At 58.3% G+C, this 14,405-nt stretch carries 17 protein-coding genes and 1 tRNA gene; 8 read left to right on the top strand and 10 right to left on the bottom strand.

The features are described from left to right. Nucleotides 1-60 precede the first annotated feature (60 nt). Genes msrB through msrA form a run of 3 tightly spaced genes read left to right on the top strand, consistent with a single transcriptional unit; the run spans nucleotide 61 to nucleotide 3,145 of the window. A complete protein-coding gene (msrB, locus tag RMV17_RS24160) occupies nucleotides 61-579 on the top strand; it encodes a peptide-methionine (R)-S-oxide reductase MsrB (RefSeq protein WP_311883094.1) in 519 nt (172 codons plus the stop codon). A gap of 43 nt (nucleotides 580-622) precedes the next feature. Further along, on the top strand, nucleotides 623-2,431 hold the full coding sequence (locus RMV17_RS24155) for a cytochrome c biogenesis protein DipZ (RefSeq protein ID WP_311883092.1): 1,809 nt from the start codon (nucleotides 623-625) through the stop codon (nucleotides 2,429-2,431). Between the two features lie 15 nt (nucleotides 2,432-2,446). Further along, the gene (msrA, locus tag RMV17_RS24150) at nucleotides 2,447-3,145 is read left to right on the top strand and encodes a peptide-methionine (S)-S-oxide reductase MsrA (protein ID WP_311883090.1); all 699 of its coding nucleotides are present in this window, start codon (nucleotides 2,447-2,449) and stop codon (nucleotides 3,143-3,145) included. Between the two features lies 1 nt (nucleotide 3,146). Here the strand turns inward: msrA and RMV17_RS24145 are convergent, their stop codons facing one another. From RMV17_RS24145 to RMV17_RS24135, 3 genes are read right to left on the bottom strand one after another with little or no spacing between them, the layout of a single operon-like run. Continuing rightward, complete coding sequence (locus RMV17_RS24145; RefSeq protein WP_311887085.1) at nucleotides 3,147-3,662, bottom strand: DUF6622 family protein; 516 nt, start codon at nucleotides 3,660-3,662, stop codon at nucleotides 3,147-3,149. Between the two features lie 60 nt (nucleotides 3,663-3,722). Further along, a complete protein-coding gene (locus RMV17_RS24140; protein WP_311883088.1) occupies nucleotides 3,723-4,127 on the bottom strand; it encodes a GNAT family N-acetyltransferase in 405 nt (134 codons plus the stop codon). 56 nt (nucleotides 4,128-4,183) lie between these two features. Then, nucleotides 4,184-5,089, bottom strand: coding sequence for a LysR family transcriptional regulator (locus RMV17_RS24135; RefSeq protein ID WP_311883086.1), 906 nt, complete (start codon nucleotides 5,087-5,089; stop codon nucleotides 4,184-4,186). Nucleotides 5,090-5,191: 102 nt separating this feature from the next. Here RMV17_RS24135 and RMV17_RS24130 point away from each other — a divergent pair, with 102 nt between their 5' ends. After that, nucleotides 5,192-6,373 carry an aspartate aminotransferase family protein gene (locus tag RMV17_RS24130; protein ID WP_108226057.1) on the top strand — a complete coding sequence of 394 codons (1,182 nt, stop codon included), beginning with the start codon at nucleotides 5,192-5,194 and terminating at the stop codon, nucleotides 6,371-6,373. Here the strand turns inward: RMV17_RS24130 and RMV17_RS24125 are convergent. From RMV17_RS24125 to RMV17_RS24105, 5 genes are all read right to left on the bottom strand, one after another. After that, nucleotides 6,351-6,605 carry a Txe/YoeB family addiction module toxin gene (locus RMV17_RS24125; protein ID WP_108226058.1) on the bottom strand — a complete coding sequence of 85 codons (255 nt, stop codon included), beginning with the start codon at nucleotides 6,603-6,605 and terminating at the stop codon, nucleotides 6,351-6,353. The two genes, RMV17_RS24130 and RMV17_RS24125, sit on opposite strands and share 23 nt — an antisense overlap. Next, nucleotides 6,602-6,856, bottom strand: coding sequence for a type II toxin-antitoxin system prevent-host-death family antitoxin (locus RMV17_RS24120; protein WP_086791676.1), 255 nt, complete (start codon nucleotides 6,854-6,856; stop codon nucleotides 6,602-6,604). Before RMV17_RS24120 ends, RMV17_RS24125 begins: the two co-directional genes overlap by 4 nt. A gap of 229 nt (nucleotides 6,857-7,085) precedes the next feature. Next, on the bottom strand, nucleotides 7,086-9,005 hold the full coding sequence (locus RMV17_RS24115; RefSeq protein WP_311883080.1) for an alkaline phosphatase D family protein: 1,920 nt from the start codon (nucleotides 9,003-9,005) through the stop codon (nucleotides 7,086-7,088). A gap of 72 nt (nucleotides 9,006-9,077) precedes the next feature. Continuing rightward, nucleotides 9,078-9,815, bottom strand: a complete 738-nt coding sequence (locus RMV17_RS24110; RefSeq protein WP_311883078.1) for a hypothetical protein — start codon at nucleotides 9,813-9,815, stop codon at nucleotides 9,078-9,080. Between the two features lie 116 nt (nucleotides 9,816-9,931). Then, complete coding sequence (locus RMV17_RS24105; RefSeq protein WP_311883076.1) at nucleotides 9,932-10,390, bottom strand: hypothetical protein; 459 nt, start codon at nucleotides 10,388-10,390, stop codon at nucleotides 9,932-9,934. A 25-nt stretch (nucleotides 10,391-10,415) separates the two neighbouring features. Between RMV17_RS24105 and RMV17_RS24100 the strand changes: the two genes are divergently transcribed. Both RMV17_RS24100 and RMV17_RS24095 read left to right on the top strand, forming a co-directional pair. After that, entirely contained in the window at nucleotides 10,416-11,162 is a 747-nt protein-coding gene (locus RMV17_RS24100; RefSeq protein WP_311883075.1) for a hypothetical protein, read from the top strand. A 45-nt stretch (nucleotides 11,163-11,207) separates the two neighbouring features. Beyond that, a complete protein-coding gene (locus RMV17_RS24095; protein WP_034156100.1) occupies nucleotides 11,208-11,576 on the top strand; it encodes a PH domain-containing protein in 369 nt (122 codons plus the stop codon). Between the two features lie 12 nt (nucleotides 11,577-11,588). Here RMV17_RS24095 and RMV17_RS24090 read toward each other — a convergent pair whose 3' ends face one another. Both RMV17_RS24090 and RMV17_RS24085 read right to left on the bottom strand, forming a co-directional pair. Beyond that, the gene (locus RMV17_RS24090; RefSeq protein WP_311883072.1) at nucleotides 11,589-11,918 is read right to left on the bottom strand and encodes a hypothetical protein; all 330 of its coding nucleotides are present in this window, start codon (nucleotides 11,916-11,918) and stop codon (nucleotides 11,589-11,591) included. A gap of 92 nt (nucleotides 11,919-12,010) precedes the next feature. Beyond that, nucleotides 12,011-12,095 (bottom strand) — tRNA-Leu (locus RMV17_RS24085). Nucleotides 12,096-12,202: 107 nt separating this feature from the next. Here RMV17_RS24085 and queA point away from each other — a divergent pair. Next, on the top strand, nucleotides 12,203-13,267 hold the full coding sequence (queA, locus tag RMV17_RS24080; RefSeq protein ID WP_134177631.1) for a tRNA preQ1(34) S-adenosylmethionine ribosyltransferase-isomerase QueA: 1,065 nt from the start codon (nucleotides 12,203-12,205) through the stop codon (nucleotides 13,265-13,267). A 14-nt stretch (nucleotides 13,268-13,281) separates the two neighbouring features. Further along, nucleotides 13,282-14,397: a tRNA guanosine(34) transglycosylase Tgt gene (gene tgt, locus RMV17_RS24075; RefSeq protein ID WP_163004798.1), complete on the top strand. Its 1,116-nt coding sequence runs from the start codon at nucleotides 13,282-13,284 to the stop codon at nucleotides 14,395-14,397. Nucleotides 14,398-14,405: the final 8 nt, after the last annotated feature.

Genomic DNA, 14,405 nt, shown 5'->3' with positions numbered 1-14,405 from the left:
CGATCAATCCAAGCCTAGGCTGTGTTCCATGAAGGGCATCTGGAATTTTTGGAGACGGCCATGTTTTCACGGCGACAGATTCTGTTAGCGGGCGGCGGGCTGGGGGTTGCAGCCCTGGTGGCGGGTGTATTGCCAAAATTGTCGACTGCCACGGCGGTGATCAGCGAGGCACACGCGGACGAGGCGTTCGAAGTGACGCACAGCGACAGTGAATGGCACTCGATCCTGAGCGACGAGCAGTACCAGATCCTGCGTGAGGAAGGCACCGAACGGGCCTATACCAGCGCGCTCAACAACGAACATCGCACTGGCACGTTTGCCTGCGCCGGCTGTGATCTGGCGCTGTTTTCATCAGACACCAAATTCGACAGTCGTACCGGTTGGCCGAGTTTCTGGGCGCCGCTGGAACACGCGGTGGCAACGCGTCAGGACCGTTCGTTCGGCATGTCCCGCGACGAGGTCCACTGTCGTCGCTGCGGCGGCCATCTGGGCCATGTTTTCGATGACGGTCCCAAGCCCACCGGTCTGCGCTACTGCATGAACGGCCTGGCGATGACCTTCAAAGCCGTGGGGGCTTGAGTCATGACCCGCTCGCGATCTTCACTTCACACAGGACGAATTTATGTGGCTCTTGGTTCTCGCTTATCTCGGTGGTGTGCTGACGATTGTCAGCCCGTGCATCCTGCCGGTGCTGCCTTTTGTCTTCGCTCGCACCGGGCAGCCGTTTATCAAAAGTGGCTTGCCGCTGCTGGCGGGGATGGCGGTGACCTTTGCGCTCGTCGCCTCGTTGGCGGCGGTGGGCGGCGGTTGGGTGGTGCAAGTCAATCAGTACGGGCGCTGGCTCGCGTTGCTGTTCGTTGCGCTGTTCGGGCTGACCTTGCTGCTGCCGCATATGGCCGAGCGTCTGACCCGGCCGTTGGTGTCGGCCGGCAGTCGTCTGTCGGAGGCCGCCGGGCAGGACCATCGCCCGCGTCCCGGCGCTTCGTTTCTGATCGGGGTCGCCACGGGGCTGCTGTGGGCACCTTGCGCCGGGCCGATCCTGGGGCTGATTCTGACCGGTGCGGCGCTGCAAGGGGCAAGCATCGCCACCACGCTATTGTTGCTCGCCTACGCGGCGGGTGCCGCCACCTCGCTCGCCGCGGCGCTGCTGTTGGGCGGTAAGGTTTTTGCGCTGATGAAGCGCTCGATCGGCACCGGTGAGTGGATTCGTCGTGGCCTCGGCGCCTTGATGTTGGCCGGCGTCGCGGCCATTGCACTGGGGCTCGATACCGGTGTTCTCGCACGGTTATCGACGGCGTCCACCGGTGGTCTGGAGCAGGCACTGGTCGGCAAGCTGTCGGGCAAATCTGCCAAGGCGAGCGGCACGATGATGGCGCAGGTTCCTGCTGAAGAAGGCGCTGCAATCGGCAGCATGATGGCCGCTGGTGGTGCAATGAAAATGGCCGCGAAAACGCCAGGCACTTTACCGGTCGAAGGCCAGTTGCCGCCGCTTGATGGCGCCGTCCAATGGCTCAACTCAGCGCCGCTGGATGCACAAGCGTTGAAAGGCAAAGTGGTGCTGGTGGATTTCTGGACCTACTCCTGCATCAACTGTCTGCGCACTCTGCCCTACGTCAAAGCCTGGGCCGAGAAATATCGCGATCAGGGCCTGGTAGTGATCGGTGTACACGCGCCGGAGTTCGCCTTCGAACGTGATCTGGGCAATGTCACCAAAGCCATGAAGGAACTGGGCATCAACTATCCGGTCGCCATCGATAACGACTACAAGATCTGGCGCGCCTTCAACAACGAATACTGGCCAGCGCATTACTTTGCCGACGCTCAGGGACGCATTCGTTACCACCACTTTGGCGAAGGGGACTACGCCGAGTCGGAGCGCGTCATACAACAACTACTGCGTGAGGCGGGAGCGAAAACCGTGGCGGACGGCTTGATCAATGCTGACGCCAAGGGTGTGCAGCAGGCACCGGACATGAATCAGGTGCTGTCGCCGGAAACCTATGTCGGCTACCAGCGTGCGGAACACTTCGTACCGGAAACCAGCCTCGTGCCTGACAAGGTCGCGGCCTACAACCCGCCGGACAAACTGGCACTCAATGACTGGAGCCTCGGCGGTCAATGGTCGGTGGGTGCCGAGCGTGCCACGGCCGTTGCACCGGCCAGTCGCATCGTTTATCGCTTCCATGCCCGCGACTTGCATCTGGTGCTCGGTCCGGCAGCGGACGGCAAACCCGTGCGCTTCAAGGTGATGATCGATGGCCAGGTTCCGGGCGATGCCCATGGCGTCGATGTCGCTCCTGACGGCACGGGCCATGTGACCGAACAACGCCTGTATCAGTTGGTGCGGCAAAACGACGGCGTGCAGGACCGAACCTTCACCATCGAATTTCTCGACCCGGGCGTATCGGCTTACGCCTTTACCTTCGGTTGATCAGGAGTCATTGAAATGAAAATCACATGGCGTCGCGTGTTGTTGGGGGTTGCAGTGGCCGGAGTGATTGGCCAGGTTTCGGCGTTCTCCTTTGGGGGCGAGGATGCTGTGCTGATTCCGCCACCAACTCTTGATGAAGTGACCCAGGCGCACAGCGAAACTGCCGTGTTCGCCGGTGGCTGCTTCTGGGGTGTGCAGGGTGTTTTTCAGCACGTCAAAGGCGTGCAGAAAGCCGTCTCGGGTTACGCCGGCGGCGCGGCCAATACGGCAGAATATGAGCGTGTCAGCGAAGGCGATACTGGCCACGCCGAGTCCGTGCAGGTCACCTTCGATCCGACTCAGGTCAGCTACGGCAGTCTGTTGCAGATCTACTTCTCGGTGGCCCATAACCCCACAGAACTCAATCGCCAAGGGCCGGACAGCGGCACGCAGTATCGCTCGGCGCTGTTCCCGGTCAACGCTGATCAGCAGAAGGTTGCGCAGGCCTACATCGCCCAACTGGATGCGGCTCATGCCTACAGCAAACCCATCGTCACCAAACTGGAAAGCTTCAACGGCTTCTATCCGGCAGAGGACTACCACCAGGATTTCCTGACCGAGCACCCGAGCTATCCGTACATCGTGATCAATGACATGCCGAAGGTGACAAATTTGAAGCAGGTGTTTGCACAGCGCTATCAGGAAAAACCGGTGCTGGTGAAAAACGGTTCCTGAATCATTGGGCGCCCAATGGAGGGCGTTGAGCCTGAAGGGTGCGCAGCAAACGGTAATATTTCAGTGAGCGAGCGCTAATCAGACCACTGATAAAGCCTGATGCTGCGGCTTTGAGCAACACCATATCCGGGGCGGCAGCCCGCTCTGGGTGCACGTCATCCTGATAGCCGAAGTAGTAGTTCACTGCAAAAAAAAGCAGGAGCAGAATCAGCGCCTTCCAAGTGCCCGGCACGATCAACCCGGTTTCCGGATCATCAAGATTTATCCCCTTGTTGGCGAAAATCAGCCATGCCGACAGCGCACCCAGTAACAAAGCAATGAGCCAGCCGCTGAGGGTAAAGCCTGGATCATTCGTCAGGTTCAACGACAACAGCGACCAGCCCAACAACACCAGCGGGGTCGACAGCAGGGAAAACCGGCTTTCATGTTGGGGGTTGCGGGCCTTGAGACCGAAATACACCAGAACCAGAAAAACCACATAAACCCACAAGGGGGTATTTTGAAGAGTCACGAGCATCGCGCAGCATCCATGCTGGAAAGAGAAGCTGATCATAGCCGTTGCCAGAGCGGACGCCCGTTATTTCAATCGCGGTCGCTCCATGGCGATCACTGACATTTCAAAACCCAGGCTGGCAAAAAAGGCTTCGGCGCCCTCTCGCCCGGCACGTAGCATCCAGGTGATGTCGGGGTTATCGCCCATGACATGCTCAACCAATCTGCGGCCAATGCCTGTGCGCCGATGCTGGCCGTCGACCACGACCATCGATAGGTAACCATTGGACAAACCATCGGTTATGCCCCGCGCGAAACCAACGATCTGCGCGCCGAGCAGGGCAATCGCCGTGCGTTGCGAGTTTTCGATGAGTTGCGCGAAATGTTCGCTGGAACCGGTACGGTGCCCCCAGCCATGTTGGCCGAGGAACAGCCGTACCGACTCCACTTCGTCAGATAGCAGATCGCGTACGGTCAGGTTGTTGTTCATTTTCGGTTCGACTCCTTGTCAGCAGATGTTCGAGACATTGTCCATGTCGATGGTTATCAGGATCTGCCCCACGTCTGCATCGCAAATTCGACGAAGCGGCGCAGCTTCGGTAAACGATAGCGATCCGGAGCATAAAGCAAATGCAAGGGACGGCTTGGAGGTTGATAGTCGGGAATGACGGTCACCAGTTTGCCGTCGCGCAGATCCTGTTCCACCAGTGCATCGGGCAGCATCACGATGCCCATGCCGGTGCGCGCGGCCTGATGCAATCCGGCGGAAGTGTTCATCAGCATCGGCCCGCTGACGTCGACGAGAATTTCTCCCTCCGGGCCGCTGAGGCGCCAGCGTTTTTCCACCGATTGCCAATCGTCGCCGGCAGGGTAGGCGAACGACAGGCAGTCGTGTTGTTGCAAATCTTCAGGGGTTTGCGGCATGCCGCGCCGGGCCACGTATTGCGGGGAGGCGCACACGGTCAGTGTGTAATCGATCAGCGGCCGGGCGATCAGGTTTGATTCTTCGAAATGGCCCAGCCGAAACGCTACGTCGAGGCCGCTTTCCAGCAAGTCTGGGCGGCTGTTGGTCAGCACCACATCCATTTTGACTTGCGGATATTGCAGGGAAAATTCGCTGAGCGCCGGTGCCAGGCGTTCTACACCAAAGGTCAGTGGCGCAGTAATACGCAGCAGGCCACGGGGCTCATCGAGTGCTTGTTCCGCCAAGCGTTCGGAGTCAGCCACCAGTCCCAAGACATCCAGGCACCGCTGGTAGTAAACGCTGCCGAATTCGGTAAGACGCTGCCGTCGAGTCGTGCGCTGCAACAGTTGCACACCGAGCCGCTGCTCCAGCGCGCGCAGGTGATTGCCAACCATGGTCGTCGACATGTCGCACTGCAACGCGGCCGCCGTCATGCTCCCGGCTTCGACGACTTTGACGTAGACGCTCATCGACTGGAACAGGTCCATTATCAAGCCCTGCTTTTAAATGAATGAAGTTTTGCGGAGTTTATCCAGTTTTGGTGGCTAACCATACTGCCAGCACACCGACCTGCACTGGAGTTTGAAGTCATGACCGCCGCCCTGATGAACACCTACCAACCACTGGCCCTGAGTTTCACCAAAGGCCTCGGCACTCGCCTGTGGGATCAGGCCGGTCGCGAGTATCTGGATGCGGTTGCCGGCGTGGCGGTGACCAATGTCGGGCACTCGCACCCGCGAATCGTTTCGGCGATCAGCGAGCAGGCGGGATTGCTGCTGCACACGTCGAATCTGTACAGCATTGACTGGCAGCAGCAACTGGCCAAACGGCTGACCGAGCTGTCGGGAATGGAGCGTGCGTTCTTCAATAACTCCGGTGCCGAGGCAAATGAAACGGCGCTGAAACTGGCGCGTTTGTACGGCTGGCGCAAGGGCATCGAACAGCCGCTGGTAGTGGTCATGGCCAACGCGTTCCACGGCCGCACACTTGGCACTTTGTCGGCCAGTGATGGCCCGGCGGTGCGCCTGGGTTTCAACGAGTTGCCGGGTGATTTCCTCAAAGTGCCGTTCGGTGATCTCGCAGCGCTGGAACAGGTGCAGCAAAAACACGGTGAGCGCATCGTGGCGATTCTGGTTGAGCCGATTCAGGGCGAAAGCGGTGTGCAACTTGCGCCGCCGGGTTACCTGAAAGCGTTACGCGAGCTGTGCAATAGCCATGCGTGGCTACTGATGCTTGATGAAATCCAGACTGGCATCGGCCGCACCGGCCGCTGGTTTGCGTTTCAACATGAAGGCATCGTCCCGGATGTCATGACCCTGGCAAAAGGACTGGGCAATGGCGTGCCGATCGGCGCTTGCCTGGCGCGGGGCAGGGCGGCGGATCTGTTCACGCCTGGTAGCCATGGCAGCACTTTCGGTGGCAATCCGCTGGCGTGCAGAGTTGGTTGCACGGTGCTGGATATCATCGAAGAACAGGGGCTGCTGGAAAACGCGCGGGTTCAGGGGGAACGGCTGTTGACTCGTCTGCGTGCAGAGTTGGCGGACAATCCCAATGTGCTGGCGATTCGTGGTCAGGGTTTGATGATTGGCATCGAACTGAAACAACCGGTGCGTGATCTGACCCTGATCGCGGCGCGGGATCATGGGCTGTTGATCAACGTCACGCGGGGCAAGACGATACGGCTGCTGCCACCGTTGACGATTGATGAGCGGGAGGTGGAGATGATTGTCCGAGGTGTGGGGCACATCATCAGTAGTGATATTTGCAGCTAATAACGCAAATCTCACCACCTTCAATGCTGTAGACCAAACGATGCTCACCCGATACTCGTCTGGACCAAAAGCCGCTCATGTTGTGTTTGAGCGGCTCCGGTTTGCCGATACCTTCAAAGGGTTCGCGCTGGATTGCTTTGATCAACAGGTTGATACGTTTGAGTCCGGCCTTATCGTTCTGTTGAAACCACAAATAGTCTTCCCAACCTGATGGCGTGAACTCGATTTTCATTCTTCGATCAATTGTCTGACTTTGGCTTTGCCGGCACGCATTTCGCCAATCGATTTGATCAACCGCTCGGCGTTGGCTGGAGAGCGCAGCAAGTAGGCTGTTTCTTCAAGTGCGTTGTACTCGGCCAGAGACATCATCACGACCGGCTCACCTTTTTGGCGTGTGACCAGAAGGGGGGCACGGTCTTCGTTAACGCGATCCATCGTTTCGGCCAAATGCGCCCGGGCGGTGGTGTAGTTGATGGTTTGCATGAAGTAGTCCTCGCTATTAGCAAAGAACGTACAGAAATGAGTACATGATGACAAGGTGATACCTATCAGTGGTTATTTCGCAGAAGGGGGTACTGCGAGCACCTTCAGTATCACTTGAGAACGCTGGAGACGTTTCTGAGAAGGTTGTAATCCTTGTCCACTGGCTCGGGCAGTGAGAAACCGCTGCGTTGTCGGCATCCGGCATTCCCGGTGTAGGAAAAAACTATGGTTAGTCCGGATAATCCGCCAGATCCGGCGCCAGCATCCGTGTCTTCGCCTTGCCATTCGAATTGTGCTGAATGATCTCGCGCGGCTGCCCCTGTTCATTGAAAAACACCTGACCGATCCCCGCCGAATTCCATAAGCGTTCACCTGCCTCAGCATGTTCTGGCGTATACGGCACGATGCGCATGCGTCGGCGTTTGGTGAACCAGTTCAGCGGGGAGCGTGGCGAGTAGAGCCAGCGGTTGAGGCGGTCGAACCATTCCAGCAGGGTTTTCGGAAACTCGTTTTTAATGCCGCTGCTGGTGATCTGCCAGATTCGTGGACCGGCCTTGCGGTGTCGGATAAGTACTTCGTAGACGAAGGAATAATGCACGTCGCCCGACAGAACCACGTAGTTACCCGGTGTTCGCGAGTGGCGGAAAATGTTCAGGATCACCTGCGCAGCACCGCGATGGGCCATCCAGTTTTCCGCGTCGACCAGCAGCGGGTAACCACACCAACTGAAGACTTTCTGCACCGTTTCAATAAGCTTCACGCCGAAGATCGGCGCCGGAGAAACGATGATCGCTGACGGATGATCGAGCAGTTCCTGTTGCAGTTCGCTCAGCGCCTCCCAATCGAGCAGGCCCGAGGGCTGCTTGAGCGCCATTTCACTGCGCCAGCGACGGGTACGGGTGTCGATGACCACCAGCGCCGGGCTGGTTGGTAGTACAAAATGCCAATGCTGAAAGCGCAGCAAGTCATCGATCAGGTCGTCCTGCACCGGGCTGTCGAGATACTGGTCATTGCCACTGGCGCTCAGCCCCAGGGTTTTTGCCAGCACATCCTTGAACGCATCGGGATTGTTGCCCCAGCCCTGACACAGCATATAGGCGATCAGCGCGTTGCCGATAATGCGTTTGGAGAACGGATGGCCGTAGGCCGTTTCCTCCCATTGCGCAGACAGGTTCCAGTCATCGGTGATGTCGTGATCGTCGAAAATCATCAGGCTCGGCAGATGCGCCAGCGCGCGGGCGACCTTGCCCAATCCAGTCTTGAAGGCATTGATGCGAGTCTGTTCGAGGGCGTAGCGCTTGAGGCGTTCCGGCGTCAGTTCGGGTGCTTGCGGATCGATCAGCGACCAGGCCGTTGGCGACCACACCAGCAGGTACATCGCCATGACTTCGGCGAACGTCACCAAGTGATTATCGGCGCTGCTGCTGGTGAAAATCGGCTTACGCGCGCCGCCGAAAAATCGCTCGCGCAATGTCTCGTTGCTCTCGAGCGCCGGTAACAAATCCGCACGATGGTAGTAACTGGCCGGGTGTTCGTAGAGCTTGGCGCTGTCGCTGACCACGGCGCCTTCGAGGTGTTCGTCGAACAGGCCGAGTCGTTCGATCAAGGCATGAATCGCCCGCAGCATCGGGCCAGCCACATCGTCGGCGTAGACCTGATCACCGCTCATCATCAACAGGGCGGGGCGTTGTTGTGGATCGGTTTCCGTCGCCAGCAATTGGTCGACGCACAGCAAACCATCCGTCGCCGGGTGATGCGGTTTGCGGCAGGAGCCGTGCAGCAGTTGATCGATCCGCGAGCGCAGGACGAAGTTCGGACTGCTTGCATCGCCGTACAGCAAATGCGCCGCCCAATTGGCGATACCGGATGTGCTATCGATCAGCAGGTCATAGTCGATCCGCGTATCGCAGGGCAGGGCGCTGTCGAGAGAAACATCGATGAGATGAACAAACGCCTGACGACCTACGGGAATGACCGTGCATTTCTCCGCGTCGAGAGGAATGTCTCCTACACCTTGCAGGCGCAGAGTCAGCGCCAGTGGCCGCGTGCCGACAAGCCACATCACCACGCGCGTCGGCTCCAGCCGGCGCAGCAGTGGGCCGGCCAACACGGCAGGCAACAAAGAGAGATCAACGAAGTGTCGGAACATCGAAGGGCAAAGCTCAAGGCGCACAGGCCGGCGATGATAGCGCAGCCGGCGCCTTGAACCCTTAAATCAGCCTTAAGAGTCGGCTTTTTGCAGTTTCAGCGCCAACAAACGCCATTGCGCAGGCATCGCGTCAACTCGCGGCTGCTCTTGCACGGAGCAATCGAAACGGTAAGTGACATCGTCGCCGTTCATGTTGCGCGCGGTGACGGTGTTGTTGAAGGTGTAGACCTGATCCTTGTAGCGGTGGCTGACCAGCGCTTTGCTGTCAGCGAAACGCGCCGAAGCGGGAAAGCGCAACGTGCTGGTCACAAACGGGCTGCACATGACATAGGCGATCATCGACTTGTCGGCCTGGGCGTCGCCGCGCAGTTTCTTGTTCAGCGCTGCCAGGGCCATGCGACCGTCATAGTCGCTTTGATCCAGCACGGTCTGTAGTCCGATTGATTTCGGCGCCCGGCCGGCGTAGTTCGGCAACAGTGCGGAGTCGGCGGGAGAGGGCTTGTCGTCCGGCTCGATGGCAGCAAAAGCCGGCGCATCCTTCAGCTCAGCGGCGGGTGTGACTGCCTCGGCTTCAGGCAATAAAGAGGTCGGCTCGGTGACTTGCGTGTTTTCAGCCTGCGGCGCTTCGTAGTCATGCGACGAAGGAAACAACGACAACGTGATCGATAGCACCACCATCGCCACTATGAAACCGCCCGCTGCGCCAACGATGTTGCCGTAGAAAATATTCCAGCTGCCACGGTTCTGCACCACCCAGCGCCACATGAACCCCCAAACCGCAACAATCGCCAGAAAACGCAGAAACTCCATTTGATCCTTTCCTTAAACCTTCAAAACCCTGAAATCAACGCACGCCCACAGTGAACGCTGACGATGGGCGGCAAGATAACAAAACAGACGTGTAATGCCAGTGACGATAGCGGCGCTTAGTGAAAATTAAGCGCGAAAAACGCCAGCGTCGTCACACCAGCAGCCAGCCCACAGATGCCGGCGAAAAGTTGCCGGGCCAACGGATGCTCTGGCTGAGGACGCCTGACCAGCCACATCCAGACGCCCGCCAGCACGCCGAACGTGGTGATTATTTGCAACACGCTACTGGCCAGGTTCTCAGTTGCAGGAGGCACGTGCGCCGGGAAAAGTCCTGCACAGACCACTGAAAAAATCATTGCCACGATGAAGCCGCTGGCGGCACCCGCCAGGTTGGCGAGGAGCAGGTTCCAGGCACCACGGGTCTGCACGACCCAAGCCCAAACGGCAGCCCAGACGAAAAAGTACAACACGGCCATCAAGGTGTTTCTCCCTCTGAAAATTGATTCCATCGAGGCGTTGGCGACCTCGTTACTGGCAGTGGACGGCAAGATAGCAAAATAGTAGCGTCGCGCCACTGCCCATCTCTGTAACGGACTACCCATGCCAGTCAGTACCCATTGTTTGCGCCTGCTCTGCGCAATCACACTCGCCGCTGCACTGACCCCGGCATTCGCCGCCGTGCAAGAACACCCTGAAAACAGCTGGAAGTATTACGCCGGCAACTGCCAGCGCGTGCTGGAGAAAATGGCCGACGTGCAAAGTGGTCGAACCACGGCCTACGACATGATGTTTGCATTGGAAAGCAACCTGCGGACCATGAATGAACACCGCTCGAACCTGACGCCCAATCACCTGGGCTCGCGAGAGTTCGCCGAATGCGAAAACGTCGCAGGCCAGGCCGAAGCGATGATTGCCCAAGGCAAAGCCGAGTTCGCCGCGAAAATGCAAGGTGCTGCGGAGGAAGGCCGCATCGCCCACCAGAACTCCCCCGAATACCAACGCGCCCGCTCTCTAGGCTACAGCGACGTCGGTGATATCTCTTTCCTGAAACTGCACGAAGACACCGACGGCGAAGCACGCCTGAAAACCATGCTGATCACCGTCGATGAAATCTGTGGCCAGTACTTCCGCGCCACGCAATACGTGAAGCCGTATGTGATCTATACGGTTCGGCCTTCTGACGGCGGCTGTGGCGAAGTGAAACGCGTGGCGGTGGTTGGCGGCCGATCGGTGGAGAAGGGCGACTACATTGATGAGAAGGGCGAGTTTCAGTATCTGGGCTGGAAAAAGCTTGTTGGCGCTGATGGGTTTCCGACCGATATCCGTGTGCTGAAAGCCCGTCGTTGAACCAAAGAAATACCGGGATGTTTTCTTGAAGATGAGGATGGACAGATGATCGACTTCAACAATAAAGGCTTCTTCAAACTCAAGCAGAACGATGAATACGCCGAACGCGTAAGCGCACTGTTGCTGGACGGCGAGGAAGTGATCGACTCTTACAAGGCCATGCGTGATGGCGTGGTGTTTACCAACAAACGCATCATCGCGGTCAACGTTCAGGGCATTACCGGCAGCAAGAAGGATTTCACTTCCCTGCCGTACAAGAACATCGTCGCGTACTCCGTGGAAACCTCGGGCACCTTCGATCTGGATTCGGAGCTGGAGATCTACTTTTCGTCATTGGGGAAGGTGAAGTTCGAATTCACCGGGAAGACGTCGATGGTGGAGATTTCCAAGTACATTTCGAAGCATCTGCTGTAACGGCAAAGCCCATTACAAGATGTCTTTCAAGTAACCCTTGAGCGCCAGGAGCGGCTGATCCAGTTGCTCCAGCGAACGCGCCTCGCTGAACTCAGCGCACAACTTCTGCAACTCGCGTCCCAGCGGTTTCTCGACACCGCCCAAGGCATTCATCGCCAGCCCAAGGCATTCATTCATCTTGAACTGAATGGTCTCGACATCCCCGCGCCGCACCAATAGTTCGAAAATGTCTTTCTGATAGTCACCCATGACCATGTCGTCCCGCAAAATCGGGCTCAGGCCTTCTTCCTCGTAAGCGAGTTTGAGGGAGAAAAGGGCGACTGTTTCCAGTGACGTTTCCATGGGGTGACCTTTGTGGGATCTCGCCGGACGGCCAGCGGCACTTTCCGGCAGACGAAAAAAAAGGCCTTGCTAAGCAAGACCTTTCTTAATTTTGGTGCCCCGAGGGAGACTCGAACTCCCACTCCTTTCGAAAACGGATTTTGAATCCGCCGCGTCTACCAATTCCGCCATCAGGGCTCAATGGCGGCGAAGTATAGAGATGAGATTACCGTCGGTCAATCAGGTACATAGAGAATTTTCGATATTTCCGCTAGACTTTCCGGCCCTGCTAGACGAACCCCATCATGCGCGTTGCTGACTTTACTTTCGAGCTCCCTGATTCGCTGATCGCCCGCCACCCTTTGGCCGAGCGTCGCGGTAGTCGCCTGCTGACCCTTGACGGGCCGAGCGGCGCCCTCGCACACCGTCAATTCACTGATTTGCTTGAGCATTTGCGCCCGGGCGATTTGATGGTGTTCAACAATACCCGGGTGATTCCGGCGCGGCTGTTCGGGCAGAAAGCCTCGGGCGGCAAGCTGGAAATCCTCGTTGAGCGGGTGCTCGATACGCATCGCGTGCTGGCCCATGTGCGTTCCAGCAAGTCGCCGAAGCCGGGTTCGAGGATCCTGATCGACGGCGGTGGCGAGGCAGAAATGCTTGCGCGTCACGATGCGTTGTTCGAGCTGGGCTTCGCGGAAGAAGTGTTGCCGCTGCTTGATCGCGTCGGGCACATGCCGTTGCCTCCTTATATAGACCGCCCGGACGAAGGCTCGGATCGCGAGCGTTATCAGACCGTGTACGCCGAGAAACTCGGTGCGGTGGCGGCGCCGACGGCGGGGCTGCATTTCGATCAGTCGCTGATGGAAGCGATTGCCGCCAAGGGCGTCGAGACTACTTTCGTCACCTTGCACGTGGGCGCGGGGACGTTCCAGCCGGTGCGCGTCGAGAAGCTTGAAGATCACCACATGCACACTGAGTGGCTGGAAGTCGGCCAGGATGTGGTCGATGCGGTCGCAGCGTGCCGTGCGCGCGGTGGTCGGGTGATTGCTGTCGGCACCACCAGCGTGCGTTCGCTGGAAAGTGCCGCGCGTGATGGCGTGCTCAAGCCGTTCAGTGGCGACACCGATATCTTTATCTTCCCGGGCCGACCGTTCCATGTGGTCGATGCCCTGGTGACCAATTTCCATTTGCCGGAATCCACGCTGTTGATGCTGGTTTCGGCATTTGCCGGTTATCCCGAGACCATGGCTGCCTACAAGGCTGCCGTCGACAACGGTTACCGCTTTTTCAGCTACGGTGATGCGATGTTCATCACCCGTAATCCCGCACCTACTGCCCCTAAAGAAACCGGCCCAGAGGAAACAGAATGAGTCGCGAATGTCGCATGTCCTTTGAACTTCTGGCCACCGATGGCAAGGCCCGTCGTGGTCGCCTGACCTTCCCGCGTGGCACCGTCGAGACCCCGGCGTTCATGCCGGTGGGCACTTACGGCACGGTCAAGGGCATGTTGCCGCGTGACATCGTTGCCACCGGCGCAGAAATCATTCTGGGCAACACCTTCCACCTGTGGCTGCGCCCTGGCACCCAAGTGATCAAGGAACACGGCGACCTGCACGATTTCATGCAGTGGAAAGGCCCGATCCTCACTGACTCCGGCGGTTTTCAGGTGTTCAGCCTCGGCGCGATGCGCAAGATCAAGGAGGAGGGCGTGACCTTCGCCTCCCCGGTCGACGGCGCCAAAGTGTTCATGGGCCCGGAAGAATCGATGCAGGTGCAGCGCGATCTCGGCTCCGACATCGTGATGATCTTCGACGAATGCACACCGTACCCGGCTGACGAAGACGTCGCCCGCGTATCGATGGAATTGTCGCTGCGCTGGGCTCAGCGTTCGAAAAATGCCCATGGTGAAAACACCGCCGCATTGTTCGGCATCGTTCAGGGCGGCATGCACCAGGATCTGCGCATGCGCTCGCTGGAAGGCCTCGACAAGATCGGCTTCGATGGCCTGGCCATTGGCGGTCTGTCGGTGGGCGAGCCGAAGCACGAAATGATCAAAGTGCTGGATTATCTGCCGGGCATGATGCCGGCTGACAAACCTCGTTACCTTATGGGCGTTGGCAAACCGGAAGATCTGGTTGAGGGTGTGCGCCGCGGTGTGGACATGTTCGATTGCGTGATGCCAACCCGTAATGCCCGCAATGGGCATCTGTTCATTGATACCGGCGTGCTGAAGATCCGTAACGCGTTCCATCGCCATGATGAATCGCCGCTGGATCCGACCTGCGATTGCTATACCTGCCAGAACTTCTCCCGCGCTTATCTGCATCACCTGGACAAGTGCGGCGAAATGCTGGGAAGCATGCTCAATACCATCCATAACTTGCGCCATTATCAGGTGCTGATGGCTGGTTTGCGCGAGGCTATTCAACAGGGTACATTGGCCGCCTTTGTCGATGCCTTCTACGCCAAACGCGGGCTCCCCGTTCCGCCTTTGGACTGAGTTTTCTG

This window comes from Pseudomonas sp. VD-NE ins (assembly GCF_031882575.1).
Taxonomy (GTDB): domain Bacteria; phylum Pseudomonadota; class Gammaproteobacteria; order Pseudomonadales; family Pseudomonadaceae; genus Aquipseudomonas; species Aquipseudomonas fluorescens_BZ.
The sequence above is the reverse complement of the archived record's forward strand: the minus strand, read 5'-3'. Positions and strand labels throughout refer to the sequence as shown.

Excerpts from the sequence above, each read along its gene's own strand:
- msrB (WP_311883094.1), top strand. The coding sequence starts at position 61 with ATGTTTTCACGGCGACAGATTCTGTTAGCGGGCGGCGGGCTGGGGGTT.
- RMV17_RS24155 (WP_311883092.1), top strand. The coding sequence starts at position 623 with ATGTGGCTCTTGGTTCTCGCTTATCTCGGTGGTGTGCTGACGATTGTC.
- msrA (WP_311883090.1), top strand. The coding sequence starts at position 2,447 with ATGAAAATCACATGGCGTCGCGTGTTGTTGGGGGTTGCAGTGGCCGGA.
- RMV17_RS24145 (WP_311887085.1), bottom strand. The coding sequence starts at position 3,662 with ATGCTCGTGACTCTTCAAAATACCCCCTTGTGGGTTTATGTGGTTTTT.
- RMV17_RS24140 (WP_311883088.1), bottom strand. The coding sequence starts at position 4,127 with ATGAACAACAACCTGACCGTACGCGATCTGCTATCTGACGAAGTGGAG.
- RMV17_RS24135 (WP_311883086.1), bottom strand. The coding sequence starts at position 5,089 with ATGGACCTGTTCCAGTCGATGAGCGTCTACGTCAAAGTCGTCGAAGCC.
- RMV17_RS24130 (WP_108226057.1), top strand. The coding sequence starts at position 5,192 with ATGACCGCCGCCCTGATGAACACCTACCAACCACTGGCCCTGAGTTTC.
- RMV17_RS24125 (WP_108226058.1), bottom strand. The coding sequence starts at position 6,605 with ATGAAAATCGAGTTCACGCCATCAGGTTGGGAAGACTATTTGTGGTTT.
- RMV17_RS24120 (WP_086791676.1), bottom strand. The coding sequence starts at position 6,856 with ATGCAAACCATCAACTACACCACCGCCCGGGCGCATTTGGCCGAAACG.
- RMV17_RS24115 (WP_311883080.1), bottom strand. The coding sequence starts at position 9,005 with ATGTTCCGACACTTCGTTGATCTCTCTTTGTTGCCTGCCGTGTTGGCC.
- RMV17_RS24110 (WP_311883078.1), bottom strand. The coding sequence starts at position 9,815 with ATGGAGTTTCTGCGTTTTCTGGCGATTGTTGCGGTTTGGGGGTTCATG.
- RMV17_RS24100 (WP_311883075.1), top strand. The coding sequence starts at position 10,416 with ATGCCAGTCAGTACCCATTGTTTGCGCCTGCTCTGCGCAATCACACTC.
- RMV17_RS24095 (WP_034156100.1), top strand. The coding sequence starts at position 11,208 with ATGATCGACTTCAACAATAAAGGCTTCTTCAAACTCAAGCAGAACGAT.
- RMV17_RS24090 (WP_311883072.1), bottom strand. The coding sequence starts at position 11,918 with ATGGAAACGTCACTGGAAACAGTCGCCCTTTTCTCCCTCAAACTCGCT.
- queA (WP_134177631.1), top strand. The coding sequence starts at position 12,203 with ATGCGCGTTGCTGACTTTACTTTCGAGCTCCCTGATTCGCTGATCGCC.
- tgt (WP_163004798.1), top strand. The coding sequence starts at position 13,282 with ATGTCCTTTGAACTTCTGGCCACCGATGGCAAGGCCCGTCGTGGTCGC.